At 61.6% G+C, this 24,055-nt stretch carries 23 protein-coding genes; 16 read left to right on the forward strand and 7 right to left on the reverse strand.

Annotated features, from left to right (window positions below):
• Positions 1–5: 5 nt before the first annotated feature.
• On the reverse strand, positions 6–614 hold the full coding sequence (locus tag FFI94_RS30460) for a ClpP family protease (protein WP_138871115.1): 609 nt from the start codon (positions 612–614) through the stop codon (positions 6–8).
• Between the two features lie 225 nt (positions 615–839).
• Between FFI94_RS30460 and FFI94_RS30465 the strand changes: the two genes are divergently transcribed.
• The 7 genes from FFI94_RS30465 (at position 840) to FFI94_RS30495 (ending at position 7,053) form a co-directional block, all read left to right on the forward strand.
• Positions 840–1,541: a Clp protease N-terminal domain-containing protein gene (locus tag FFI94_RS30465; protein ID WP_138871116.1), complete on the forward strand. Its 702-nt coding sequence runs from the start codon at positions 840–842 to the stop codon at positions 1,539–1,541.
• A 58-nt stretch (positions 1,542–1,599) separates the two neighbouring features.
• On the forward strand, positions 1,600–3,276 hold the full coding sequence (locus tag FFI94_RS30470) for an FAD-dependent oxidoreductase (protein ID WP_138871117.1): 1,677 nt from the start codon (positions 1,600–1,602) through the stop codon (positions 3,274–3,276).
• Entirely contained in the window at positions 3,273–3,626 is a 354-nt protein-coding gene (locus tag FFI94_RS30475) for a ferredoxin family protein (protein ID WP_138871118.1), read from the forward strand. Before FFI94_RS30470 ends, FFI94_RS30475 begins: the two co-directional genes overlap by 4 nt.
• Positions 3,623–4,624, forward strand: a complete 1,002-nt coding sequence (locus FFI94_RS30480; protein WP_138871119.1) for an ABC transporter substrate-binding protein — start codon at positions 3,623–3,625, stop codon at positions 4,622–4,624. Before FFI94_RS30475 ends, FFI94_RS30480 begins: the two co-directional genes overlap by 4 nt.
• The gene (locus tag FFI94_RS30485; RefSeq protein WP_138871120.1) at positions 4,621–5,463 is read left to right on the forward strand and encodes an ABC transporter permease; all 843 of its coding nucleotides are present in this window, start codon (positions 4,621–4,623) and stop codon (positions 5,461–5,463) included. The genes FFI94_RS30480 and FFI94_RS30485 overlap by 4 nt, the downstream gene beginning before the upstream one ends.
• Complete coding sequence (locus FFI94_RS30490) at positions 5,460–6,194, forward strand: ABC transporter ATP-binding protein (RefSeq protein ID WP_138871121.1); 735 nt, start codon at positions 5,460–5,462, stop codon at positions 6,192–6,194. The genes FFI94_RS30485 and FFI94_RS30490 overlap by 4 nt, the downstream gene beginning before the upstream one ends.
• A gap of 64 nt (positions 6,195–6,258) precedes the next feature.
• Positions 6,259–7,053 carry an LLM class F420-dependent oxidoreductase gene (locus FFI94_RS30495; protein ID WP_138871122.1) on the forward strand — a complete coding sequence of 265 codons (795 nt, stop codon included), beginning with the start codon at positions 6,259–6,261 and terminating at the stop codon, positions 7,051–7,053.
• 17 nt (positions 7,054–7,070) lie between these two features.
• Here FFI94_RS30495 and FFI94_RS30500 read toward each other — a convergent pair whose 3' ends face one another.
• The 3 genes from FFI94_RS30500 to FFI94_RS30510 are packed head-to-tail and all read right to left on the reverse strand — an operon-like array spanning position 7,071 to position 10,968.
• Complete coding sequence (locus tag FFI94_RS30500; protein ID WP_138871123.1) at positions 7,071–8,780, reverse strand: acyl-CoA dehydrogenase family protein; 1,710 nt, start codon at positions 8,778–8,780, stop codon at positions 7,071–7,073.
• A gap of 10 nt (positions 8,781–8,790) precedes the next feature.
• A complete protein-coding gene (locus tag FFI94_RS30505; RefSeq protein WP_138871124.1) occupies positions 8,791–10,296 on the reverse strand; it encodes a class I adenylate-forming enzyme family protein in 1,506 nt (501 codons plus the stop codon).
• Positions 10,297–10,332: 36 nt separating this feature from the next.
• Positions 10,333–10,968, reverse strand: a complete 636-nt coding sequence (locus tag FFI94_RS30510; RefSeq protein WP_138871125.1) for a TetR/AcrR family transcriptional regulator C-terminal domain-containing protein — start codon at positions 10,966–10,968, stop codon at positions 10,333–10,335.
• Between the two features lie 248 nt (positions 10,969–11,216).
• Here FFI94_RS30510 and FFI94_RS30515 point away from each other — a divergent pair, with 248 nt between their 5' ends.
• From FFI94_RS30515 to FFI94_RS30540, 6 genes are all read left to right on the forward strand, one after another.
• Complete coding sequence (locus FFI94_RS30515) at positions 11,217–12,215, forward strand: helix-turn-helix domain-containing protein (RefSeq protein WP_138871126.1); 999 nt, start codon at positions 11,217–11,219, stop codon at positions 12,213–12,215.
• A 213-nt stretch (positions 12,216–12,428) separates the two neighbouring features.
• On the forward strand, positions 12,429–13,478 hold the full coding sequence (locus tag FFI94_RS30520; RefSeq protein WP_138873511.1) for a phenylacetaldoxime dehydratase family protein: 1,050 nt from the start codon (positions 12,429–12,431) through the stop codon (positions 13,476–13,478).
• A 22-nt stretch (positions 13,479–13,500) separates the two neighbouring features.
• Positions 13,501–15,066 (forward strand): amidase, encoded by a 1,566-nt coding sequence (locus tag FFI94_RS30525; protein ID WP_138871127.1) that lies wholly within the window; start codon positions 13,501–13,503, stop codon positions 15,064–15,066.
• A 27-nt stretch (positions 15,067–15,093) separates the two neighbouring features.
• Positions 15,094–15,717, forward strand: a complete 624-nt coding sequence (nthA, locus tag FFI94_RS30530; protein WP_138871128.1) for a nitrile hydratase subunit alpha — start codon at positions 15,094–15,096, stop codon at positions 15,715–15,717.
• A 27-nt stretch (positions 15,718–15,744) separates the two neighbouring features.
• The gene (gene nthB / locus FFI94_RS30535) at positions 15,745–16,383 is read left to right on the forward strand and encodes a nitrile hydratase subunit beta (protein WP_138871129.1); all 639 of its coding nucleotides are present in this window, start codon (positions 15,745–15,747) and stop codon (positions 16,381–16,383) included.
• 97 nt (positions 16,384–16,480) lie between these two features.
• On the forward strand, positions 16,481–17,689 hold the full coding sequence (locus FFI94_RS30540) for a GTP-binding protein (protein ID WP_138871130.1): 1,209 nt from the start codon (positions 16,481–16,483) through the stop codon (positions 17,687–17,689).
• Here the strand turns inward: FFI94_RS30540 and FFI94_RS30545 are convergent.
• On the reverse strand, positions 17,669–18,598 hold the full coding sequence (locus FFI94_RS30545) for a LysR family transcriptional regulator (protein ID WP_138871131.1): 930 nt from the start codon (positions 18,596–18,598) through the stop codon (positions 17,669–17,671). The two genes, FFI94_RS30540 and FFI94_RS30545, sit on opposite strands and share 21 nt — an antisense overlap.
• Before the next feature lie 72 nt (positions 18,599–18,670).
• On the opposite strand from FFI94_RS30545, the gene dapA reads away from it, so the two are divergent.
• The 3 genes from dapA (at position 18,671) to FFI94_RS30560 (ending at position 22,272) form a co-directional block, all read left to right on the forward strand.
• Positions 18,671–19,579, forward strand: a complete 909-nt coding sequence (gene dapA, locus FFI94_RS30550) for a 4-hydroxy-tetrahydrodipicolinate synthase (RefSeq protein WP_138871132.1) — start codon at positions 18,671–18,673, stop codon at positions 19,577–19,579.
• A 133-nt stretch (positions 19,580–19,712) separates the two neighbouring features.
• The gene (locus FFI94_RS30555; protein ID WP_138871133.1) at positions 19,713–21,524 is read left to right on the forward strand and encodes an ABC transporter substrate-binding protein/permease; all 1,812 of its coding nucleotides are present in this window, start codon (positions 19,713–19,715) and stop codon (positions 21,522–21,524) included.
• A 4-nt stretch (positions 21,525–21,528) separates the two neighbouring features.
• On the forward strand, positions 21,529–22,272 hold the full coding sequence (locus FFI94_RS30560) for an amino acid ABC transporter ATP-binding protein (RefSeq protein ID WP_138871134.1): 744 nt from the start codon (positions 21,529–21,531) through the stop codon (positions 22,270–22,272).
• Between the two features lie 12 nt (positions 22,273–22,284).
• Here FFI94_RS30560 and FFI94_RS30565 read toward each other — a convergent pair whose 3' ends face one another.
• Positions 22,285–22,899, reverse strand: coding sequence for a response regulator transcription factor (locus FFI94_RS30565; protein WP_138871135.1), 615 nt, complete (start codon positions 22,897–22,899; stop codon positions 22,285–22,287).
• Positions 22,896–24,041, reverse strand: coding sequence for a sensor histidine kinase (locus FFI94_RS30570; protein ID WP_138871136.1), 1,146 nt, complete (start codon positions 24,039–24,041; stop codon positions 22,896–22,898). Before FFI94_RS30570 ends, FFI94_RS30565 begins: the two co-directional genes overlap by 4 nt.
• Positions 24,042–24,055 lie beyond the last annotated feature (14 nt).

The raw sequence follows: 24,055 nt of genomic DNA on the forward strand, positions 1-24,055 counted from the left end.
GATGTTCACAATCCGATCTTGGGGAAGGTGGCCTGCGGGGCGATCTCGGCGAACGTCGTCACGACGCGGTCGACGATTCCGTACTCACGTGCCTGCTCGGCGGTAAACCAGCGATCCCGGTCGCTGTCGATCTCGATCTCTTCGACGGTCCGGCCGGTTTCGGCGGCAAGGATTTCCTGCGATTGACGCTTCATCAATTCGAGGCTCTCGGCCTGGATCGCGATATCCACCGCGGTGCCGCCGATACCGGCCGACGGCTGATGCATCATGATGCGACTGTGCGCCAAGCTGATTCGTTTTCCGCGAGTGCCGGAGCAGAGTAGAACCTGACCCATACTGGCGGCGAATCCCATTGCGACCGTCACTACGTCGTTGGGGATGAGTTTCATGGTGTCGTAGATAGCGAGCCCGGCAAATACCGAACCACCGGGCGAATTGATGTACAGCACAATGTCGCGCTTGGGGTCCGTTGTGGCAAGTAGCACCAGCTCCGAACACACACGCTCGGCCATCTCGTCGTTCACCTCTCCGGTCAGCAAGATCGTTCGCTGACGAAAGAGCCTGTCTGTCAGCAGGTCACGGTAACCGGTATCGGCGGGGGTTGGAGTAGTCATGAAACCATTCCTACCGGCGCAGCGACCCCGGATACCCGTTTGTCTGCTGTGGGCAGACCTGGACCTGAACCCGGCGATTCGGACCAGGCTGAACTAAACCCGTGAGCAGCACTTTTCCGCCGAATCGACGGCGGTCGCCATTGTCGCCGCTACGCAGTGGGGGTTATATGGGGTTATGCACATCAGTGCAGGTCAGAGAGTCGAGTTACGAGAGAGGCGGAGCAGATGCCAAAAATCAACGTCTATGTTCCGGACGACCTCGCCGCCGCGGTACGCGCCCGGCAACTCCCGATCTCGGCGATCTGCCAAATGGCTCTACGCGGCGCACTCGATCGTGAAGCACCCGATTCTTCCGTGCGCATCACCGAACATATCGAGACCGATCTACCGTTCAGTCCTCATCTGGCATCGGTAATATCCCTCGCGCCAGCTGCCGCAGCCAGAAAAGGTTCTCCGACAGTTGATTCCGAGCACTTGCTGCAAGCTCTCTTGGACGAGGAAGAGAACCTCATCCTGCGCGGCCTCGACCACCTCGGACTGACCCGGGCTTCTATCCAGAAAACTCTCGATCTGGTGGTCCCAGACCAGACGCCACTCGACGACGGCGATGTCACGTACGGCCCCGCAGCCCGCGTGATTCTCGAGGCAGCGGTTGCCGACGCGCAACTGGTCGGGAACTCCGTCGTGAACGGCGCGAATCTGGTGTGGGCCTTGGCAAATGCTTCCTCCGGATACGCCGCCGACGTCCTGGATCAGCTCGGATTCTTTCAGGTGACCACTCACCAAGCCCTGGGATTGATCGAAGTCGGTGTCGGCCATACAAACCGATATGCACCGGCCGGCCAAGCCGCGATCCTCACGGAACTGGCCAAGATCACCGACCGCCTCGCACGCCTCGAGGCCTCGCTGTCGTCTTCGTGTAGCTAGAGCGAACAACTCGTAGCCCCCTCTCTTCTCACGCATTCCAGAATGGAGGTGCGCTGTCATGGCGCGCTCACTCCCTCGCTTTCACGGGCAGATAGTCACGGACGACTCCGAGAATCTGCACGTGTCGACCGACGTGTTGATTGTCGGCGGCGGCCCGGCGGCAACATGGGCGGCAGTTGCCGCCGCCGAATCCGGCGCCAGTGTCACGTTGGTGGACAAAGGCTATGTCGGCGCAAGCGGTGTAGCCGCGACGGCAGGAGTCGGACATTGGCTCGTGCCCCCGGTTCCGGAACGCCGCGACGAAGAAATCTCGCGGCGCGAACGCTCCGGAGGTTTCATCACCGATCGAGTCTGGACCGAAGCGGTTCTCGACGAGGCTTGGGAGCGAACAGCTCTCATACCGGAATGGGGCTACAAGCCCAGTGCCAGCCCGCGCGGTCCCGGCTCCCTGTTCGGCGCCCGGCCCGGCGAGCGATCGTTTTCCGGCGCCGCCCCGGACTACCTCCGCTTCCTCCGCGGCAAGGTGAAGAAATCCGGAGTACACGTACTGGATCACAGTCCTGCGCTGGAACTTCTCGTTGATTCCAACGGAACCGTCTCCGGGGCAACGGGTTACCAGCGCCAGGTCAAACGGCCTTGGCGCGTCGACGCCGGTGCCGTGATCCTCGCGACCGGCGGAACCACGTGGAAGAGCCACTCGCTCGGCGGTGACGTGAACACCGGGGAGGGTCACTTGATGGCCGTCGAAGTGGGGGCTCACCTTTCCAGCATGGAGTTCTCGAACTTCTACGGAATGGTGCCGTTCGGAACCAGCATGGACAAGAACGGATTCTTCGTCTCAGCGTCGTACTGGGATCACCGCGGCGAACCCATTCGGTATCACGACCTACATCAAAGCCGCGCAGAGCTTCTCGGCGCTTCACTGCGCGGCACCATCACCGCCCAGTTCACTCAGTTCGACAAAGAGATGTGGCCCGCTCTGCGCGCCGCGATGCCCAACTTCTTCATGGTGACTGACAAACTCGGGATCGATCCCTTCAATGAACGATTCCCGATGGATTGGGTGCAAGAAGGAACCGTCCGGGGTACTGGCGGAATACATGTTCTCGACTACGAGGCGTCGACGGGAGTGCCCGGCCTCTACGCGGCCGGCGATATCGCGGCGCGCGACCGCATAGTCGGCGCTGCCACCGGAGCGGGTGGACCCAATCTGTCCTGGGCCATCGCGACCGGAACGTGGGCTGGACGTGCTGCGGCCCGATACTCGGCAAAGCGGGGATTGCCAACCTCATTCGGCGGCGAACCGTCCGGAACCCTCGGCGTTCGTGGGCGAGGCGCCGTGCACGTCGCCGACACCGTTCGCTCGATCCAGTCCGAGATGCTACCGATCGACAAGGCAGTTTTCCGTAGCAACGACGGTCTCGCCGACTCGGCTGCGCGCTTGGATCGGCTGTGGGAGAGCGCGTCTTCTGCCCCGAACGTCGAGTACTCCGGCATGGACGCCATAGCGCAACGCGAGAGTGCCGGAATGCTTGCAATGGGCCGATGGGCGGTACGTACTGCCATGGCGCGCACCGAAACCCGTGGCATGCATACTCGCACCGATTTCCCGGACACGGATTCGAGGCAGGCCCACCGGCTACTCAGTGGTGGGCTGAACGATATCTGGGTGCAACCGGATACCGAATTACCGCGTGTTGGTATCACATTGGCCGCGCAGGGGAGTGCGTCATGATCGAGATCATCAACGCCGACCGATGCACCACGTGTGACATCTGTGTCCGGATCTGCCCGATGAACGTCTTCGAAGCCGTCCCGGATGCCCCTCCCGTGATCGCCCGGCACTCGGACTGCCAAACATGTTTCCAGTGTGAGGCGTACTGCCCGGCCGATGCCATGTTCGTCTCGCCCTCGCGCACACCGGAACCTCAGGGCTCCGAGTTCCTCGACGAAGAGCACCTCCTCGGGCAGAACCTGCTCGGGATGTATCGCGAACGCGTCGGGTGGCGTAAATCGTCTCCCCGCCCGACACAATCCACAGCCGACTATCACCAGCTTGCACAGAACGCCAGGAGAACACCATGACCATCCGCACTCGCACCAAAAGCCTTGCTGTACTGCTGGGAATCGCACTTCTCGCAACGGTGACCGCGTGCTCGTCGACCTCGGAAGCAACCGAGGGTACGTCGGGCGCCCTGGTTCCGTTGACGGTGGGCGCTCCGTGGAACGGTGCGGCGGGTAAATCCCCGGCGGACACAACCTCGTTCGGTTACGCCGTCCACGAAGGTCTTGCGCAACCGATTCTCGAGAAGTACGGGTTCGAGTACAAAGCCTTCGTGGGCTTCAACAACGGTCCGCCGGTAGTGCAGGCACTACAGACGGGAGACGTACAGGTTGGCATAATCGGCGACACGCCTGCCGTTCAGGCGAAGGCGAGCGGAATCGACGTGCCTGCCTTGGTGATCGACAAGCCTGCGTCCGATATCTGGTTCCTCGGCCGTGAAGGTGGAGTGTCGAAGATCGAAGATCTTGCCGGCAAGAAGGTGGGACTCCAGTTCGGCTCCAACTTCGACAAGTACGGACGCGCGGTTCTCGAACGGGCCGGTGTCGCGGATCAGGTGGAATTGGTGAATCTCCTCTTCGCCGACGCGCTTCCGGCCCTGCAGCGCGGCGACATCGACGCCGTTCCGCTTCCCGCCACCACGGCCGGCATCTGGCGCAAGCAGATCAACTTCCCGATCCTGTCCAAGGCAAGCGTCGACGATCCGGATCTGCTGGCCACCAGCGTGGCTCTGACGTCGCGTGAGACTCTTTCAGCGAATCCCGAACTGGCAAAGGCCGTCTGGGAGGTTATTGCGGCCGGAGACAAGGCAATCGATGCGGACCACGATGCCTACGCCCAATTCGTATTTGATGCCACCGGCTCACCGGTCGATGTGGTCAAGGAAGCAACGCTGTGGAATTTCCAGACCGAACCTGTTGATCCGGACGGATTGAACACGGTGCGTTCGACGCTCGACTTCCTGGTCAAATCCGGTAAGGCGCCCAACGCCTTCGACGTCACAACCTGGGCAGTGTCATGAGTGTGGAAGCACCAGCACCACCCCGGGTCGAATCTCCGCAACTCGTCGCGCCGGTAGCCAGCCGCCGTCGACGCTCACGATTGACCGATATCGCACTGCGCGCGAGCGTCCCGGTTGCCCTACTCGCTTTGTGGGCGGTGGGATCAGCCACCGGCAAGATCGACGAGAAGACCTTCCCGTCACCGGGGTCGGTGTGGTCGGCATTCGTCGAGCTACTGACCACCGGCGTTCTCTGGGATAACCTTTCGGTATCCCTGGTTCGTGTTGCCATCGGATTTGCCATCGGCGGCGCCCTGGGTCTGTCACTCGGCATCGTCTCCGGTTTGTTTGCTCTTGCCGACAAACTGCTCGACCCGACGCTGCAAATGCTCCGCACCATCCCGTTTCTGGCCATCACTCCGTTGCTGATCCTGTGGTTCGGTATCGACGAACGACCCAAGATCATCATCATCGCGGCGGCAGCGCTGTTTCCGCTGTACATCAACACTCACAGCGGCGTGCGCAACGTCGATCGCAAAGTCATCGAGGCGGGACGAGTGTTCGGGCTCCGTGGCATCGGGTTGATCCGTCAAGTGATCCTGCCGGAGATGATTCCGTCGGTGCTTGTCGGACTGCGGGTCTCGCTGTCGGTGTCGCTTCTCGCGCTTATCGTCGCCGAATTGAGCAATGCCCCCAAGGGCCTCGGCTTCCTGATGACGTCGGCTCAGCAGTATTTCCAGACCGACATCCTGGTGGTTGTCGTGATCATCTATGCAATCTGGGGGTTGTCGGTCGACCTTCTCGTTCGAGGTCTCGAGCGAATCCTGATGCCGTACAAGCAATGGGGGAAGTCCGCATGACGGTTCGAACATCCGACACCGGCGTATACGCCAGTGGTGTCGTCAAGACTTTTGGTGATCGCACAATCCTGGACGGTTTCTCGCTCGATGTAAGACCGGGGGAATTTGTTGCACTTCTCGGAGCCAGCGGCAGTGGCAAGACAACCTTCCTGCGCATTCTCGCCGGCCTCGAGGGACACGACGCCGGAGAGGTGCGTGCACCGGACGCACGGACGGTTGTCTTTCAGGAGCCTCGCCTGATCGCGTCGAAGCGCGTCCAGGACAACGTCATACTCGGTCAGCGGGCAACCCGGAAGAATCGCGCCGCCGCAGCTGCAGCCTTGGCTGAGGTGTCACTTGCCGGACGCGAACGTGCGTGGCCCACAACCTTGTCGGGCGGCGAAGCACAACGCGTCGCATTGGCCCGGGCCTTGGTTCGCAATCCGCAACTGTTGTTGCTGGACGAGCCTTTTGCGGCACTCGACGCGCTCACCCGACTCCGCATGCAGGCGTTGGTGGCGGAACTGTGCCGCAAACATCGCCCGGCAGTGCTGCTGGTGACTCACGACATCGACGAGGCAATCCTGCTTGCGGATCGAATTGCGGTGTTGCGGGACGGTCGTTTGAGCATCCTCGAAGACGTCTCGTTCGCGCAGCCGCGCAATCCGGCGCAACCGGGGTATGCAGCTCTGCGCACCCGCTTACTCGAGGAATTGGGGGTCTACGAAGCGGTAGGTGCCGCACTCACGTAGCGGCAACCGGGCCTTCCCGGCCATGATGAAAGGTGCAACCATTTCCTCTCGGCAGGAGCACGGCATGACTCGTCCGGTACGCATCGGTGTTCAACTCCAACCCCAGCACGCGCCCGACTACGGGCTGATCCGCGACGCGGTTCTGCGATCAGAGGACGCCGGTGTCGACATCGTCTTCAACTGGGACCACTTCTATCCGTTGACCGGTGATCCCGACGGAGCTCATTTCGAGTGCTGGACCATGCTCGGAGCCTGGGCCGAGCAGACCGAACGTGTGGAGATCGGAGCCCTGGTCACCGGCGGTGGCTACCGCAATCCCGATCTGCTGGCCGATATGGCGCGCACTGTCGACCATATGAGCGGTGGGCGGCTCATCCTCGGCATCGGTGCCGGCTGGTTCCAGAAGGACTACGACCAGTTCGGCTACGACTTCGGTACCCCGGGTTCACGCCTGAAACTGCTCGGCGAGTACCTGCCTCGCATCACCCGGCGACTGGCCGCCGGCAATCCGCCGCCGACGCGCAATATCCCGATTCTGATCGGCGGTGGCGGCGAGAAGAAAACCCTGCGTTTGGTCGCCGAATACGCCGATGTGTGGCACAGCTTCGGCGACCGCGAGACACACCTGCGTAAGTCCGACATCCTGGCCGATCACTGCGCCGCCGTCGGACGCAATCCCCTGGACGTGGAGCATTCCGCCCCGTGGCCCGGATTGGAGAATGCCGCCGACCTGGTGGCAGATGGCGTCACTCTCTTCACGGTCAGTGTGAGCGGTCCGGACTACGACCTGACAACCCTCGTCGAGGCAATCGGGTGGCGCGATGAGAACACCGCGCCACCGTTGAGCGGTCTGGCCTAGCGGCCTGCGCACAGGCGTTACGCCCTCGCGAGAATTCCTGCGAAATCGGTTCCGACCGGCAGGGTTCCGTATTCGTGGCCACGATCCTCGCCCAGGCGAGCGGCGATGAACGCCTCCGACGACGCAGCCGGGGAGTAGCGAACCATCAGCGAAGCCTGCAACGCGAGCGCCATGGCTTCGACAACGGTCCGCGCCCTCAGCTGTGCGTCGGCGGGTGCCAGCGTGGCGAGTTCACCGAGCTGGCGGCGTACGCGGTCGAGATGCTGATCGAGAACCGGGTTGTTGCCGCGAGCAAGGTTGACCTCGAGGTCGAACGCGGCGACGGAATCGGGTTCACGAGTCATCGCACGCAGTACGTCGAGCGCGATGACGTTGCCTGAGCCCTCCCACACGGCCATGACGGGCTGTTCGCGGTAGCGACGAGCCAGCGGGAAGTCCTCGGTGTATCCGTTGCCTCCCAGGCATTCGAGAGCCTCGTACGAGTGATGCGGGCCGCGCTTGCAGATCCAGTACTTCGCGACGGCTGTCGCGAGGCGCCGGAACGCCTTTTCCTGCTCGTCTGCATCGTTGTCCTGCGCGCGTGCCAACCGAAGTGCGGTGATGGTCGCGGCCTCGGATTCGAGAGCCAGATCGGCAAGCACCGACGTCATGGCAGGCTGATCCGCCAGAACCGCACCGAAAGCACTGCGGTGGCGCGCATGCCACACGGCTTCGGCGACGGACTGGCGCATCCCGGCGGTACTGCCGAGGATGCAGTCGAGGCGCGTCTGCGACACCATCTCGATGATGGTTCGCACGCCGCGGCCCGGTTCACCGATCATCGTGCCGACGGTGCCGTCGAGTTCGATCTCCGACGACGCGTTGGACTTGTTGCCCAGCTTGTTCTTCAGACGCTGGATGCGGAAGACGTTCCGGGTACCGTCCGGCAGGATGCGGGGGAGAAGGAAGCAGGAAAGTCCCTCGCCGGCAGCACCTTCAGCCTGAGCGAGAACCAGAAATGCATCGGACATCGGTGCCGAGCAGAACCACTTGTGACCGGTGAGCAGGTAATCGGCACCCGGGCCGCCGCGGCCGGCCGGCTTGGCGATGGTGGTGTTGGCGCGTACGTCCGAGCCGCCTTGCTTCTCCGTCATCGACATACCGAAGATGGCGGATGCCTTTCCCGGGGCGTCCAACTCGGGGGTGTAGCTGCGCGAGAGTGCGCGCGGCGTCCAGAGAGCGGCGACATCAGGTTGCAGCTCGAGCGAGGGAATGACGGCGTGCGTCATGGAGATCGGGCACGCATGGCCTGGCTCGACCTGAGAGAACAGCATAAATGCTGCTGCGCGAGCAACATTGGCACCGGGCTTGGGGTTTTCCCACGCCGACGTATGCGCGCCGTGAGCGACCGCCGCCGAGATGATGCGGTGATACGACGGATGGTATTCGACCTCGTCGATGCGGTTTCCCCAGCGATCGAAAGTCTTCAGTTCGGGGATTACCGTGTTGGCCAGCTCGGCGTCGTGCTGGAATCCCGCACTACCGACCAGTTCACCGATATCGGTGAGTTCTCCTGTTGCCCAATCTGCATCGTGGCGCGCGACTCCTTCGGCGAGCACCGTATCGAGCATGAACTCGTTGACATCCGTGCGCGGCACCGACTGGTTGAGCACCGCGTGCGTGCGATGCGGAGCCGGATGGGTGACGGTCTTCTCGGAAATAACGGTCTTCTCGGAAATATCAGTCATGACAGGCCTTTCAGCTCACTGCGCGGATGAGGTGCTTCTGGATCTTGCCGGTCGGCGTACGCGGGAGCACAGTTACAAACTCCACCTCGCGCGGAATCTTGTAGCGCGCCAGCTTGTCCGAGAGGTAGCTCTTGATGTCGTCGGCATCGATGACGCCGGGTTCACGCCACACGACATGCGCAACGACGGTCTCGCCCCACTCCTTGTTCGGCTTGCCGACAACGGCCACGTCGACAACGTCTGGGTGCCCGGAGATCACGTCCTCGACTTCCTTGGAGTAGACGTTCTCACCGCCCGTGATGATCATGTCCTTCGCGCGGTCGACGATGAACAGGTAGCCGTCCTCGTCACTGCGTGCGAGATCGCCTGTGCGGTACCAATCACCGTCGGCAAATGCGGCTGCCGTTGCCTGAGGGTCGTCGAGATAACCCTGCATGACAGTGTCGGCGCGCAACCAGATCTCACCGATCTGCCCAACTCCGACGTCGATGCCGTCGTCACCGACGACCCGCAGATCCACCCCGGCGAGCGCGTACTTGCCGATGGACCCCGCCTTGGTCAATTGTTCTTCGGGGTACAGCACCGTGCCGACCGGGCCGGTTTCGGTCATGCCGTAGACCTGACGGAATTCGGTTGTGCCGTACGACTCCACGAGTCGCCGGGCGACATCGGCACCGATGGGGCCGCCGCCGTACAACCACGCACGGACACTGCTGAGGTTGTAATCGGCGAAGTTCGGCACCATGTTCAGCGCGGTGGTGTAGATGATGGGAGGACCGAAGCACAGGGTAATGCGTTGTTCTTGAACGGTTTCCAGGAACTTGACCGGATGGTATTCACGCAGGAGAACGACTGTTCCACCCATGTACAGCGTGGACATGAACCAGTTGTTGAGCGGGGAGGCGTGCCAGATCGGAACAGCCATGAGCAGGCGTTCGTCACGCGTCGTCGAGACAGCAAGGCCGGCAGTGATTGCCACCCCGACCACATTGCGGTGACTGTGGACGCAACCCTTCGGAGCGCCGGTAGTGCCTGAGGTGTACAGGATTTCGGCGGGGTCGTTCTCGTTGATCGGGGTGCCGTCCACACCGGCCAGGCTGGTGATCGCGTCGTCGAAGAAGTCGAAACCATCTGCGGCGGAGTCGGTACTGACCAACGTGGCCGTTGTGTCGAGTCGACTGACAACCGGTGCCAGCTCACCGTCGAAAACACACACCGATACCTTGGCATGCCCCAGCACGTAGGCGACTTCGGGTGTCTGCATCTTGTGATTGATGGGAACCACGACGGCACCCAGACGCCACGCTCCGAGCATCGCGTAGACAAAACCTGGAGTGTTGAAGCACATCAGCGCTACACGATCGCCACGTTCCACACCCAGATTTTCCAGATACGCGGCGGCCCGCCGGCTTCCGTCCTGAACCTGCTGATACGTGTGTTCGTGGCCGCCTGAGATCAGGAACGGTTTGTCGGGCGTCTTGGTGACATTGCTGTCGAATACGCGAACGATGTTCATCGGCAAATCCTTAAAAGTCCTGATGGAGAGAGAGTTTCAATCCATCGAGCTGTTCAGTACTGCGTCGGGGATCTGAAGGGTGGCAAAGATGACGGCAACAGCTTCCTCGAGCGAGTAGCCGAAGCTCTCGCCGGTAGCCGTCTTCTGAATGACAAGGCCGAAGATCGCGGACCAGAAGGCCTTCGATTCGACGTCGATGCCCGCGCGCAGCTGCCAGCCGGTGCGGACCAAGGTGCGGAGGAGGGCGGTTTCGCCCGATGAGTGCAAAGTGCGGAGAGTCTCCGAGATGAGATCGCGTAGCTCGCCGCGCCGCCCCGTCATCATCATCGCTTCGACAAAGATCTCGACGCTCGGAGCTCCCGCACCGAGCAGCGATCCCACAAGTTTCTCGGTGTAGTCACCGACGGTCGCGGCGTCCGCGGCATCAACCTCGGCTCGCTTACCAGCGCGGAGAACTGCAGCGCAGGCGACCTCGACGAAGAGCTTCTCCTTGGATCCGTAGTAGTAGGTGACCTGATTGGGGTGGGCGCCGGCGGCCGCGCAGATCTGGGCGATGGACACGCACTCACCATGCTCGAGAAACAGTTCCGTGGCCGCGTCGAACAGAGCCTGACGGGTCTGCTTCCCGGATTGGCGTGTTGCTCGCGCTGCCGGTACTGCCTCGGTGGCCATGGACGCTCTCCTACTTGTTTGTATGACAAACAATAACTCGGCGTTGTTTGTATGGCAAACAATTATTTCGAACGCGAACGCTCGAGTGAGAATACGAGTGATGTCGATCGACACCTCACACACAGCGGACTAGTCTTCTCCCACAGAGCGAAGCCCGTACCTGCTCGATCGGGATGAACGCCAGACTAGGCACATTCGATGTTTAGCCAACCGAACAACTCGATTCTTCTGCGAGGAGGTGCCCGTCAATGCTCGAGAAATCTGATGTTCCGCTCGCCACTCGGGCAACTATCGCCGGGGACTGGGCAGATCTACTGCGCGAACATTTTGTCGCTCTGGACGTATCCGATATCGACGACCGCACACGTTTCACCGGCGCTGTCCAATCGGCTCAGCTTGCCCACGTCAAGGTTGCTGCCGTTCAGTCGATGGAACAACGAATAGTGCGCAGCAACAGTCTGATCAGGGACGACGGCGCCGACTACCTGCAAATCGGGATGATCCGCCGCGGTAGCGCGATAGTGCGGCAGGACGAGCGAGAATGCGTACTGCGATGCGGTGATTACGTGCTGTACGACACCACCCGTCCATTCGATTGGCAATTCGAAGGACATCCAGACGACGGGTTCTGGGGACTCGAGGTCTTCACCTGGCCAAGGCCGTCCCTGGCGCTCGCCGACGCTGAAATCCGGAGCCTTACCGCCGTTGCGTTTGACGGTCACACCGGCGTGAGTGGACTTCTAGGCCGCTTTCTTCACGATCTTGCGTCAGTCCGCATGTCCTCTGATGTCGCCGGAGCCGAGGCTGAGATCATCGAGGAAATCAGCGGTTTGGTGAAATCGTTCCTGCACACCACAATCCGTCCGGTCTCCTCGTATCGTAACGACCTTTACGAGATGGCACTTTCAGTCATCGACGACCGCATCGAGGACCCGTCGCTGTCGCCGGTAAACATCGCTGAAGCGGTCGCGGTTTCCATTCGACAGTTGCATCGGGTCTTCGCCGAACACGGCACGACTGTCTCACGCTCGATTCGACGTCGACGCCTCGAAGTCTGTCGCCGAGAGATGGTGCGACACGGGACCGCAGAGCGGTCGTTGACTCAAATTGCTCACCGCTGGGGATTTACGGACCCCTCTACCTTCAGTCGAGCGTTCAAAGCCGAGTTCGGGATGAGTCCTCGCCGGTACCGCTCGGAATCACTCGCTGCGTCACTCGATTCCGCGAACTCTGCCTCACTCCGGTAACAAACGGTAACGCGCACGTAATCTGCTGCACCACTTATCTATTCGAGACCGTCACGAAAATACGGCGTGCTGGAACAATCCGACGTTCTTGGCACTGTGGTCCATGTTTCTGGCATTTCTGGTCAAGTTTGCCGGGCGTTGCGGGCGTAGATTTTCGATACGCCGTTGCCAACGCGTCAGGCAACCAGAATGACCTACTCGGATGGAGTGCTCATGGAATCTGCGATCAGTGAACATCTCAAATGCCCACGGACCTTGACTCGTAGGGTTCCGGATACGTACGCACCGCCGTTTCCCATGTGGGTGGGGCGCTCGGACGAGAAATTGCAACAAGTGGTGATGGGCTACTTCGGCGTGCAATTCAGGGGAGACGCACAGCGTTCGGACGCACTGGCGACCATGCGCCACATAGTCGCCAGTCTCGATCTGGCCAACGGCGCGCTACACCACGATCTGACCCACCACCTCGACAACCAGGGCTACGAGAACCTGATTGTCGCAGCGTACTGGAACGACCCTGTGTCCCAACAACGTTGGAGTAGGTCCCGAGCGGTGGCGGACTGGTGGGAATCTGCTGACCGCCTGTCTGACGGCTTGGGTTTCTTCCGCGAGATCGTGGCACCGCGGGCCGAGCAGTTCGAAACTCTGTACGCGTTCCAAGATAGTCTCCCCGGTGTCGGGGCGGTGATGGACGGAATCAGTGGCGACATCAACGAACACGGCTACTGGGGTTCGATGCGCGAACGATTTCCGATCTCCCAGACCGACTGGATGCAGCCGTCCGGTGAACTACGTGTGATCGCAGGCGATCCCACAGCAGGTGGCCGTGTCGTGGTGCGCGGGCACGACAACATCGCATTGATTCGATCCGGTCAAGATTGGGCCGATGCCGAAGCTGACGAACGCAGTCTGTACCTGGACGAAATCCTGCCGACTCTCGAAGCGGGAATGGACTTCCTCCGCGACAACGGCCAGGCAGTGGGTTGCTACAGCAACAGGTTTGTGCGCAACATCGACATCGACGGTAACTTCCTCGACCTGAGTTACAACATCGGACACTGGGCCTCGCTCGACAATCTCGAGCGCTGGTCGGAGTCCCACCCGACCCATCTACGCATTTTCACCACGTTCTTTCGTGTAGCCGAAAATCTGGAGAAACTCCGCCTCTACCACGAGGTCTCGGTATTCGACGCGGACGCACAGCAGTACGAGTACATCAACTGTCATCCGCACACCGGAATGCTGCGCGACGCCACAAACTGATCAGATCAGGAGCACACTTCTCATGGCAATAATTCGACCAGATGACAACGCAATAGATTCTGCTGCACAGCATTACGGAATCGCCTTAGACGATACGGCCAAGCGAGAGTGGCCGGCCCTGATCGACGGAGCGCTCGGCTCCTACGATGCCGTCGATCAACTGTATGCCGACGAAGCAGCACCAACGCCGATCTCCCGCGAATTCCGGACACCCGAATCTGACGAAAATCCTTTGGGTGCTTGGTATGTGACAACCGATATTCTTCCGACATCGGACGGCGTTCTGCGTGATCGTCGGGTCGCGATCAAGGACAACGTCAGCGTGGCGGGCGTGCCGATGATGAACGGGTCGCGGTCGGTCGAGGGATTTGTTCCGTCCCGCGACGCCACTGTCGTCACTCGACTACTCGCGGCCGGGGCGACGGTTGCCGGCAAGGCAGTGTGCGAAGACTTGTGCTTCTCCGGTTCCAGTTTCACTCCGGCAAGCGGGCCCGTCCGCAACCCATGGGATCCATACCGGGAAGCCGGTGGATCATCGGGTGGCAGTGCGGCTCTCGTTGCCAACGGTGACGTGGACATTGCCGTCGGCGGGGATCAGGGTGGGTCGATTCGCATCCCTGCCGCATTCTGTGGCGTCGTCGGACACAAGCCCACTTTCGGACTTGTCCCCTACACGGGCGCTTTCCCGATCGAGCGCACCATCGACCACCTCGGACCGATCACTCGCAGCGTCGACGATGCGGCACTGATGCTTTCGGTCATTGCAGGCCGCGACGGCAACGACCCCCGACAACCCGAGAATCTCGAGTCGGCCGATTATTTGTCCAACCTCGGCTCCGGCGTAGCGGGGATGCGAATCGGTGTCGTGCGAGAAGGATTCGGTCAGGCCGTCTCGCAACCGGAGGTAGACGACGCCATCCGTTCAGCGGCGTACAGCTTGACCGAGGCCGGATGCGTTGTGGAGGAAGTGAGCATTCCCTGGCACGTGCACGCCTTCCACATCTGGAATGTGATCGCCACGGACGGCGGTGCGTACCAGATGCTCGATGGCAACGGGTACGGACTCAATGTCGAAGGTCTCTACGATCCGGAACTGATGGCACACTTTGCTTCTCGTCGTATCCAGCATGCGAATGACTTGTCGGAAACTGTCAAACTGGTTGCGTTGACCGGCCATCACGGTGTTACCGCGCTTGCAGGTGCCACCTACGGCAAAGCCCGCAACCTGGTGCCCCATGCCCGTGCCGCCTACGATGCCGCGCTGGACCAGTACGACGTGCTGGTGATGCCTACTCTGCCGTATGTCGCATCCGAGTTGCCCGCTGCGAATGTCGACCGCGCCACCTTCATCACCAAGGCCCTCGGCATGGTCGCCAACACCGCACCATTCGACGTCACCGGCCACCCTTCTCTCTCTGTCCCGGCAAGTCTGGTGAACGGTCTGCCGACCGGAATCATGATCACCGGCAAGCGTTTCGACGACGCAAAGGTACTGCGAGTCGGTCGCGCATTCGAGAAGATTCGCGGTGTATTTCCGGCGCCGGCTCGCCACACATCCACAGTCCTTCTTCCACCGATTCACACATGATCAGCCCACAGAGAAAAGGTGAACCAGATGTCAGTAACGATCGACCACAAAACGGATAACGCAGCACCGGCCCAGGCGCCGGTCGCCGATCGTGCGTGGGCGCTGTTCCGCGCACTCGACGGCAAGGGATTGGTACCGGACGGTTACGTCGAGGGATGGAAGAAGACCTTCGAAGAGGACTTCAGCCCCAAGCGCGGTGCCGAGTTGGTCGCCAGAGCCTGGACCGATCCCGAGTTCCGGCAGTTACTCCTCACGAATGGCACTGCAGCAGTTGCTCAGTACGGCTATCTCGGACCTCAGGGTGAATACATCGTGGCTGTCGAAGACACTCCGACGCTCAAGAACGTGATCGTCTGCTCACTATGTTCGTGCACCGCGTGGCCCATCCTCGGCCTGCCGCCCACCTGGTACAAGAGCTTCGAATACCGTGCCCGAGTGGTGCGCGAACCACGGAAGGTTCTCTCCGAGATGGGAACCGAGATCGCGTCGGACGTCGCAATCCGCGTCTACGACACCACGGCCGAAACTCGCTACCTGGTCCTACCGCAACGCCCCGCAGGCACCGAGGGCTGGAGCCAGGAACAACTTCAGGACATCGTCACCAAGGACTGCCTGATCGGGGTCGCGATCCCGCAGGTTCCCACCGTCTGATCACCCCGACAAGAAAGAAGCACACCCATGGATGGAGTACACGATCTTGCCGGAGTTCAAGGCTTCGGCAAAGTCCCGCATACCGTCAACGCCGACATCGGCCCCACTTTTCACGCGGAGTGGGAACATCTGCCGTACAGCCTGATGTTCGCCGGTGTCGCCGAACTCGGCGCCTTCAGCGTCGATGAGGTTCGATACGTCGTCGAGCGGATGGAGCCCCGCCACTACATGATGACCCCGTACTACGAGCGGTACGTCATCGGCGTCGCATCGCTGATGGTCGAAAAGGGGATCCTGACGCAGGACGAGCTCGAAACCCTTGCCGGGGGGCCGTTCCCGCTGTCACGGCCCAGCGAATCCGAAGGACGACCGGCACCCACCGACACGACCACCTTCGAGGTCGGTCAGCAAGTACGCGTGCGTGACGAGTACGTTCCCGGCCATGTTCGAATGCCCGCGTACTGCCGTGGACGGGTGGGAACCATCACCCATCGGACCACTGAGAAGTGGCCGTTTCCCGACGCAATCGGTCACGGGCGCAACGACGGCGGCGAAGAACCCACGTACCACGTGAAGTTTGCAGCGGAGGAACTGTTCGGGCGCGACACCGATGGCGGCAGCGTCGTGGTCGACCTTTTCGAGGGCTACCTCGAGCCGGCGGCCTGATCCTCGAGCAATGCGAGGCGGCGGTCATGCGATCACAGCGTTTTGCATGACCGCCGCCTGATCACAGCGATATCATTCATTCGGAAGGACACTGGAAATCATGGACACACGACTTCCGGTCACGGTGCTGTCAGGTTTCCTGGGCGCCGGGAAGACGACGCTACTCAACGAAATCCTGCGTAATCGGGAGGGCCGGCGAGTGGCGGTGATCGTCAATGACATGAGCGAAATCAACATCGACAGTGCAGAAGTCGAACGCGAGATCTCGCTGAGCCGGTCCCAGGAGAAATTGGTCGAGATGACCAACGGCTGCATCTGCTGCACTCTGCGAGAGGACCTCCTCGCGGAGATCAGCGCCCTGGCCGCCGACGGTCGGTTCGACTACCTTCTCATCGAATCTTCGGGCATCTCCGAACCGCTTCCCGTCGCCGAAACGTTTACCTTCATCGACACCGACGGTCACGCTCTCGCGGACATCGCCCGGCTCGACACGATGGTGACCGTCGTCGACGCCCACAGTTTTCTCCGTGATTACGCCGCTGGAGGTCGCGTCGAAGCCGATGCACCGGAAGACGAACGAGATATCGCGGATCTGCTTGTCGATCAGATCGAATTTGCCGACGTCATCCTGGTGAGCAAAGCCGATCTCGTTGCGGCAGAACACTTGATCGAACTGACCGCCGTGCTCCGATCCTTGAACGCGACTGCCGCGATACTGCCGATGACTAAAGGCCGAATCCCACTCGACACGATTCTCGATACCGGGTTGTTCTCTCTCGAGAAGGCTGCGCAGGCCCCTGGCTGGCTGCAGGAACTCCAAGGTGAACACACCCCCGAGACGGAAGAGTACGGAATCGGTTCGGTGGTGTACCGCGAGCGCGCACCCTTCCATCCAGGGCGCCTACACGAGTTCCTCTCGAGTGAGTGGACCAACGGAAACCTTCTTCGCGCCAAGGGCTACTACTGGAATGCCGCCCGGTTCACCGAAATCGGGAGTGTTTCCCAGGCCGGGCATCTCATCCGGCACGGGTACGTCGGGCGATGGTGGAAGTTTCTGTCCGACGATCTCTGGCCCGCCGATGACTACCGTCGTTCGGGGATCCTCGACAAGTGGGAAGAACCCGTCGGCGACTGCCGACAAGAAATTGTCTTCATCGGCCAGGGCATCGATCCGACTCGACTGCGCACAGAACTCGACGCCTGCCTACTCACCACAGCGGAGATCGAACTCGGTCCAGACGTGTGGACCACGTGGGACGACCCACTCGGTGACGGTCACAGCGAGTCAGTCGCGTTGATCCCCTGAGACATTGGCGACGGTAGTTGCCGGATCCAGCTCGGCGAGTAAGACGCGGATCGCCGGGCTGGAATCGGCGCTGCGCCGCCACGCTGCCTGCACCTCACGCTTCGGCGGCCGCGCCAGCGGACGGGACACCAACTCTTCCCCGAAGGGCGGACGGGCAAGGCGAGGAATCAGCGCGATCACCTCGCCGGAAGAAACCAGCGACAGCTGCGTGGCAAAATCGTCGACCAGATGTCGCACGTCGGTGTCTTCGGCAATGTCGGCGAACAACCGTCGAAACCATTGGTGACACACGGTCCCCGGCGGACTTGTCACCCACGCGTGGCCCACCAGGTCTGCACTGGTCAGAGGCCGGTCGAGCTGAGCAAGCGGATGCGTCCGATTCATCACGACATCACCGACATCGGTGTGCAGGTGACGCTCGGCCAGTGATGAGGGGAGCGCGGGCGGCAATCCGTCGGCATCGTGAACAACCGCAAAGTCGGCTGTTCCGGCGTCGACGCTGTGGATCGCCTGGTCTGGGTCCTGCTCGGTGACGTGCACCTGTAGGTCCGGGCACTCGGTGGCCAATCGCACGATCGCCGGCGCCAGCAGCCCTCGGATTGCAGTCGAGAAGGCGACAACACGTAGTACACCGCGCGGCGAACCAATCGAAACCGATTGTGCCGCTTCGACACAACGCTCCAGTGCGTCGAACACGTCAGGCGCCGAGTCCACGATGGCCTGACCGGCGGGGGTGAGCACAACTCCGCGGCCCGCAGTCGCAAGCACCGGCACACCGACTTGCCGCTCGAGCCTCTTGATCTGCTGCGATATCGCCGAGGCTGTGAATCCGAGTTCCTCAGCGGCGCGCACCAGCGTCCCGAGTGCGGCTACCGACCGCAGTGCGCGCAAAGCTCCGACATCGATCATGAAGCAAGGTTACGCAATATCGCGAAAAAACCATCGCTGGACCAAAGGTATCGGCGAAGGCACGATCACATCATGACCAACTCGCCGCACCGCGCCGAACTACTGTTCGGCACCAACCTCGTCGCAATGGTGACGCCGATGCGCCCTGATGGAACGCTTGACGAATCCGGCATCACCAGGCTTGTCGACCACCTCTTGAGCACCGGCTGTGACGGCATTGTCGTCGGTGGGACCACCGGCGAGTCGCCCACCCTGACCGACGCCGAACTGACACAACTAATCAGCGCGGTGAACGCCCAGGCGAAGAATCGGGCTCGGGTTATCGCCGGTGTCGGGACCTACAACACTGCAGACAGCATTCAGCGTGCGCGTGACGCCGAGGCCGCTGGAGCAGATGCCTTGCTGCTCGTCTGTCCCTATTACTCCAGGCCAACTCAGGCCGGAATCGTGGCTCACTGCATCGCGGTTGCAGACGCCACCGAACTGCCCGTCATGCTTTACGACGTTCCCGCCCGCACCGGCGTCGCGATGGAAGCCGCCACACTGATCGAACTCTCCGACCACCCCCGGATCCGGGCGGTCAAGGATGCCAAGGGGGACCTCTTCGAAGCGATGACCGTCATGGCCCGGACACCGCTGGCCTATTACTGCGGTATCGACGAACTCAACTTGCCCTACCTCGCCTGTGGCGCCGCCGGGGTGGTCAGCGTCGTGGGTAACTTCCTGGCCCACCGCAACGCCGAACTCATTCAAGCCGTCAAGAGTGGCGATCTCAGCTACGCGAACACTGTCCAAAGATCGCTTCTCGACATCGTGGACGCCGTCATGCGCACGTCGCAAGGTGCGGTAATGGCCAAAGCTGCCCTGACTGAACTCGGGACCATCACGCATGCAAGCGTGCGCCTTCCGCTGATCGAATCGCCGCCGGCTCACCTGCAGAGGCTCGCCGAAGCAATGGATACTCTGTCCATGACGGTCTGATCATTCCCCGCACCTGTTGGTACTTAAAATCACGCTGATTTGAATGCGTGCGCCCAGTGCAGACGCATGATGTCCAGAACCTCCCGGAAGTTTTCCGACCGGAGATCGCTACCGTTAGGACTACGCTGCTCGCATGTTTTCCTCCGTCGCAGCGAAGATCCGCTTGGTGGTGGCACTGCTCCTCACCGCACTCTTGGCACTCACTCTGTCATCGTGCTCGAGCGGTTCGGATTCATCGGCAGCCCCCACAGACCTGTGCGCGCCTCCCGGAGTGGGAGCCGCAACCGCAGCGCCCACAAACCTGGACGCAGCCGCAGGTGCGGGCGCCGAAGACCGATACACCACAGCCACCGTCACCCCGATCGATCAGATCGACATCTCGAAACTCAACCTGATCAAACCCGGCGTCATCACCGTCGGCACGCTTGGCGACGCGCCTCCGAGTATCTGCGTCAACTCCGAGAATCAGTACACCGGATACGACAACGAACTCCTCAAAGCCATCGCAGGCAAGTTGGGCCTGAAGGTCGAATTTGTCGGCACCGAGTTTGCCGGGCTGCTCGCTCAGGTCGCCGGACGCCGCTTCGACGTGGGCTCTTCGTCCATCACCACCACGGACGAGCGTCGTAATACCGTCGGCTTCACCAACGGTTACGACTTCGGCTACTTCTCCCTCGTAGTTCCCAACGGCAGCCCCATCACCGGCTTCGGTGATCTGGACGCGTCGAAGCGCATCGGCGTCGTGCAGGGAACGGTTCAGGACGACTACGTCGTCAACACCTTGAAGCTCGATCCGGTGAAGTTCCCCGACTACGCAACCGCGTACGCGAACCTCAAATCCGGCCAGATCGACGCCTGGGTAGCGCCGTCACAGCAGGCCGAAGGTGCGATCGCCCCGGGTGATCCCACGTCGATCATCCAGAACACCTTTTCCGTGAACAACTTTGTCGGCTGGGCAGTGAACAAGGAAAATCAGCCGCTCATCGACGCCCTGAATTCTGGTCTTGACGCCGTCATCGCCGACGGAACCTGGGCGGAGCTGTACTCCGACTGGGTTCCGCGTGAACTTCCCGAAGGCTGGAAACCCGGCTCCAAGGCCGCTGCGACGCCTGAGTTGCCGGACTTCGCCGCCCTCGCCGCCGAGAAGCCAGCCACTACAGACGAGACGACGACCTACCAGCCCAAGTCGACGTTCCAGCAACTCAAGGACACGTTCTTCGACTGGCAGCTGTACAAGCAAGCCTTCCCGGATCTGCTGAAGACCGGTCTGCCCAACACCATCATTCTGGCGCTCGCGTCCGGCGTTATCGGCACCGTATTGGGCATGCTGCTGGCAGTCGCGGGAATCTCACGGACGCGTTGGCTGCGCTGGCCCGCACGCGTCTACACGGACATCTTCCGCGGCCTGCCCGCCGTCGTCATCATCTTGATCGTGGGCTTGGGCGTCGGCCCCATCGTCAAGGACATCACCGGGAGCAATCCGTACTGGCTGGGTGTCGCGGCGCTGTCACTACTTGCGTCGGCGTACATCGGCGAGATCTTCCGATCGGGAATCCAGAGCGTCGAACCGGGCCAGCTCGAAGCCTCCCGCGCGTTGGGCTTCAGCTACCGCAAATCCATGTCGCTTGTCGTCATTCCTCAGGGTGTACGACGCGTTCTGCCGGCGCTGATGAATCAGTTCATCTCGCTGATCAAGGACTCGTCGCTGATCTACTTCCTCGGACTGCTCGTCACACAGCGCGAACTTTTTGCCGTGGGACGCGACCTCAACGCGCAGACCGGAAACCTGTCGCCTCTCGTTGCGGCCGGTCTGTTCTACCTCGCGCTGACCATCCCGCTGACCCACCTCGTCAACTACATCGACCATCGCCTCCGGACGGGACGCGCCGACACTTCCGGCACGTTGGATCCGCTCGAGCAGGCCATCGTCGTGGAAAGGGGCTGAGGACATGACCAGCTCTGAACTGAAATCCGTCTCCCTCACCGGAACGGACCTGCACCTGTCCTTCGGCACCAACAAAGTCCTGCGGGGCGTCAACCTCCACGTCGACGCCGGCAACACCGTCACCGTCATCGGGCCGTCCGGCTCGGGTAAGTCGACGCTCTTGCGGGTGCTGAACCGCCTGCACGAGCCCGAGCAGGGCGACGTCCTTCTCGACGGGAAGTCCGTTCTGAAAGACAACCCCGACGCGTTGCGTCAGCGCATCGGCATGGTGTTCCAGCACTTCAACCTGTTCCCGCACAAGACGGTGGCCGAGAACATCGCGTTAGGCCCGAACAAACTCAAGGGACTGTCCAAGGACGCGGCTCGCGCCTTGGCCCTCGAGCAGCTCGAACTGGTGGGCCTGCGCGAGAAAGCGGACTCTCGTCCGGGCAACCTGTCCGGCGGCCAGCAGCAACGTGTGGCCATCGCCCGGGCGTTGGCCATGAAACCCGAGGTCATGTTCTTCGACGAAGCGACCTCGGCCCTCGACCCTGAACTGGTCAAGGGAGTGCTGGCCCTCATGGCAGACCTCGCGAAATCCGGTATGACGATGGTGGTCGTGACTCACGAAATGGGCTTCGCGCGTTCCGTTTCCGACAAGGTGCTGTTCATGGATCGTGGTGCCGTTGTCGAAACAGGAACTCCGGAGCAGCTTTTCGACGATCCGGAAACGGAACGCTTGCAGGCGTTCTTGTCGCAGGTGCTGTAAGGGCCGCAGGCCCTAGATCCACCCCTGTCGGCGGGCGATCACCGCAGCCTCATGTCGATTGGCCGCACCGAGTTTGGTGACGGCTGAAGACAAGTAGTTGCGTGTGGTCCCCGCCGACAGGTGTGCGCGGGACGCGATCTCCTCGATGGATGCCCCGTCGGCCGCGTATTCGAGCACATCCGCTTCCCGCGGCGTCAGCGGTGAATCGCCGGCGCCGATTGCTTCGGCGGCCAGCGACGGGTCGACGTACCGCCCACCGGAGTGAACGCTGCGAACCACTTCCGCGAGGGTAGTTGCAGAGGTCGTCTTGGGCAGGAATCCGCGGACACCGGCCGCGAGCGCCTTCTTCAGGTAGCCAGGACGGCCGTGGCTCGTCACGATGATCGACGCACACCCCGGTACGGATTGTGCAATCTGCTGCGCCGTTTCGATCCCGTCGATACCGGCCATCTGAAGATCCAGAACAGCAACGTCAGGCTGCAGTTCCGACGCGGCAATGACGGCCGCCTCTCCCGATTCTGCTTCTGCCACAACAACCATGTCGTCCTCGAGCGAGAGCATCATCGCAAGTGCGGATCGGATCAGATTCTCGTCGTCGGCAAGCAATACCTTGATCGGCTCGGTCACCGAGACTCCTTAATCGGGGAAGAAAAATGTGCGGCCAGCGTGAAGGTGTCTTCACCATGTGCGACCTCGAGGATGCCACCAACAGCGACGACGCGTTCACGTAGCCCGCTCACACCCGTACCGTCACTTGCCCGTTGCTTCGCGGCACCGTCGTTTTCGATCGACACGGATTCACCGGTCACCTCGATAACAGCCCGTTGCGCGGAAGAATGACGCAAGATGTTCGTCACGCCTTCACGGACGACCCAGGCCGCCGTTTCGGCCAATTCGATGGGCAAGGCATCTGCGGATCCGCGGATGTCGGTAGTGATTCCCGCCGCCTCGAGCAGAGACCGTGCACCCGCCAGTTCCGACGCCAGAGCAATGGATCGGTAGCCGCGCACCAACTCCCGCGCCTCGGCCAGGGACTGCTGCGCAAGATCACGCACTTCGTCCATCTGTTGCGCTGCACGATCGTCGCCGCGACGCGACAATGCCGCTGCCAGATCACTTTTCACCGCAATTGCCGACAGCGCACTACCCACCACGTCATGCAGATCACGCGAAAAGCGCAGGCGCTCTTCGGCTACCGACAGTGCTGCTGCAGCGCCGCGCGCCTCGTCGAGTTCCGTGACCATCCGCAGAAGCCACGCCGAAAGCTGCACCGTGAAGGTCATGAAACCCACCACGCATACCACCAGGATGCCGATCTCGGGTCGCCCGGCAAGTACACACACGCCGCCGGCGACAGCCGCTCCCAGCATCACCCAGCGCCACGACACCAATGCCGCAAACGGCACCGGGACGATCATCGCAAGCCAGAAATACGTACCTTGACCCACGTCGTCAGCTGGTAAGGCGGTAATCGCAGAACACAGCGCCGCAAGGGTCATGACCACCACCGGCACCTTCACCGATGCGGTTTTGGTACCACCCAACTCGGGAATCCGATCCACCGCGACAACTGCTGCGGCCGCACAGATCACGACAAAAAGCGCTCCGAGGTAGCGGTGCATTCCCACTTCGGTGATACCGCCGAAGATCCCGAAGAAGATTCCGAGAACAAAGAACGACTGCCGGGTGTACAGGCGAACCTTGTCGACGCTGGACGCCGTTTGCCATGTTCGGGTCGGATTCCAGCGTCCGAAGCGCTCCGCAATCATGCCTACTACCTTCT

The organism is Rhodococcus sp. KBS0724, from assembly GCF_005938745.2.
Classification (GTDB): domain Bacteria; phylum Actinomycetota; class Actinomycetes; order Mycobacteriales; family Mycobacteriaceae; genus Rhodococcus_F.

Excerpts from the sequence above, each read along its gene's own strand:
- FFI94_RS30460 (WP_138871115.1), bottom strand. The coding sequence starts at position 614 with ATGACTACTCCAACCCCCGCCGATACCGGTTACCGTGACCTGCTGACA.
- FFI94_RS30465 (WP_138871116.1), top strand. The coding sequence starts at position 840 with ATGCCAAAAATCAACGTCTATGTTCCGGACGACCTCGCCGCCGCGGTA.
- FFI94_RS30470 (WP_138871117.1), top strand. The coding sequence starts at position 1,600 with ATGGCGCGCTCACTCCCTCGCTTTCACGGGCAGATAGTCACGGACGAC.
- FFI94_RS30475 (WP_138871118.1), top strand. The coding sequence starts at position 3,273 with ATGATCGAGATCATCAACGCCGACCGATGCACCACGTGTGACATCTGT.
- FFI94_RS30480 (WP_138871119.1), top strand. The coding sequence starts at position 3,623 with ATGACCATCCGCACTCGCACCAAAAGCCTTGCTGTACTGCTGGGAATC.
- FFI94_RS30485 (WP_138871120.1), top strand. The coding sequence starts at position 4,621 with ATGAGTGTGGAAGCACCAGCACCACCCCGGGTCGAATCTCCGCAACTC.
- FFI94_RS30490 (WP_138871121.1), top strand. The coding sequence starts at position 5,460 with ATGACGGTTCGAACATCCGACACCGGCGTATACGCCAGTGGTGTCGTC.
- FFI94_RS30495 (WP_138871122.1), top strand. The coding sequence starts at position 6,259 with ATGACTCGTCCGGTACGCATCGGTGTTCAACTCCAACCCCAGCACGCG.
- FFI94_RS30500 (WP_138871123.1), bottom strand. The coding sequence starts at position 8,780 with ATGACTGATATTTCCGAGAAGACCGTTATTTCCGAGAAGACCGTCACC.
- FFI94_RS30505 (WP_138871124.1), bottom strand. The coding sequence starts at position 10,296 with ATGAACATCGTTCGCGTATTCGACAGCAATGTCACCAAGACGCCCGAC.
- FFI94_RS30510 (WP_138871125.1), bottom strand. The coding sequence starts at position 10,968 with ATGGCCACCGAGGCAGTACCGGCAGCGCGAGCAACACGCCAATCCGGG.
- FFI94_RS30515 (WP_138871126.1), top strand. The coding sequence starts at position 11,217 with ATGCTCGAGAAATCTGATGTTCCGCTCGCCACTCGGGCAACTATCGCC.
- FFI94_RS30520 (WP_138873511.1), top strand. The coding sequence starts at position 12,429 with ATGGAATCTGCGATCAGTGAACATCTCAAATGCCCACGGACCTTGACT.
- FFI94_RS30525 (WP_138871127.1), top strand. The coding sequence starts at position 13,501 with ATGGCAATAATTCGACCAGATGACAACGCAATAGATTCTGCTGCACAG.
- nthA (WP_138871128.1), top strand. The coding sequence starts at position 15,094 with ATGTCAGTAACGATCGACCACAAAACGGATAACGCAGCACCGGCCCAG.
- nthB (WP_138871129.1), top strand. The coding sequence starts at position 15,745 with ATGGATGGAGTACACGATCTTGCCGGAGTTCAAGGCTTCGGCAAAGTC.
- FFI94_RS30545 (WP_138871131.1), bottom strand. The coding sequence starts at position 18,598 with ATGATCGATGTCGGAGCTTTGCGCGCACTGCGGTCGGTAGCCGCACTC.
- dapA (WP_138871132.1), top strand. The coding sequence starts at position 18,671 with ATGACCAACTCGCCGCACCGCGCCGAACTACTGTTCGGCACCAACCTC.
- FFI94_RS30555 (WP_138871133.1), top strand. The coding sequence starts at position 19,713 with ATGTTTTCCTCCGTCGCAGCGAAGATCCGCTTGGTGGTGGCACTGCTC.
- FFI94_RS30560 (WP_138871134.1), top strand. The coding sequence starts at position 21,529 with ATGACCAGCTCTGAACTGAAATCCGTCTCCCTCACCGGAACGGACCTG.
- FFI94_RS30570 (WP_138871136.1), bottom strand. The coding sequence starts at position 24,041 with ATGATTGCGGAGCGCTTCGGACGCTGGAATCCGACCCGAACATGGCAA.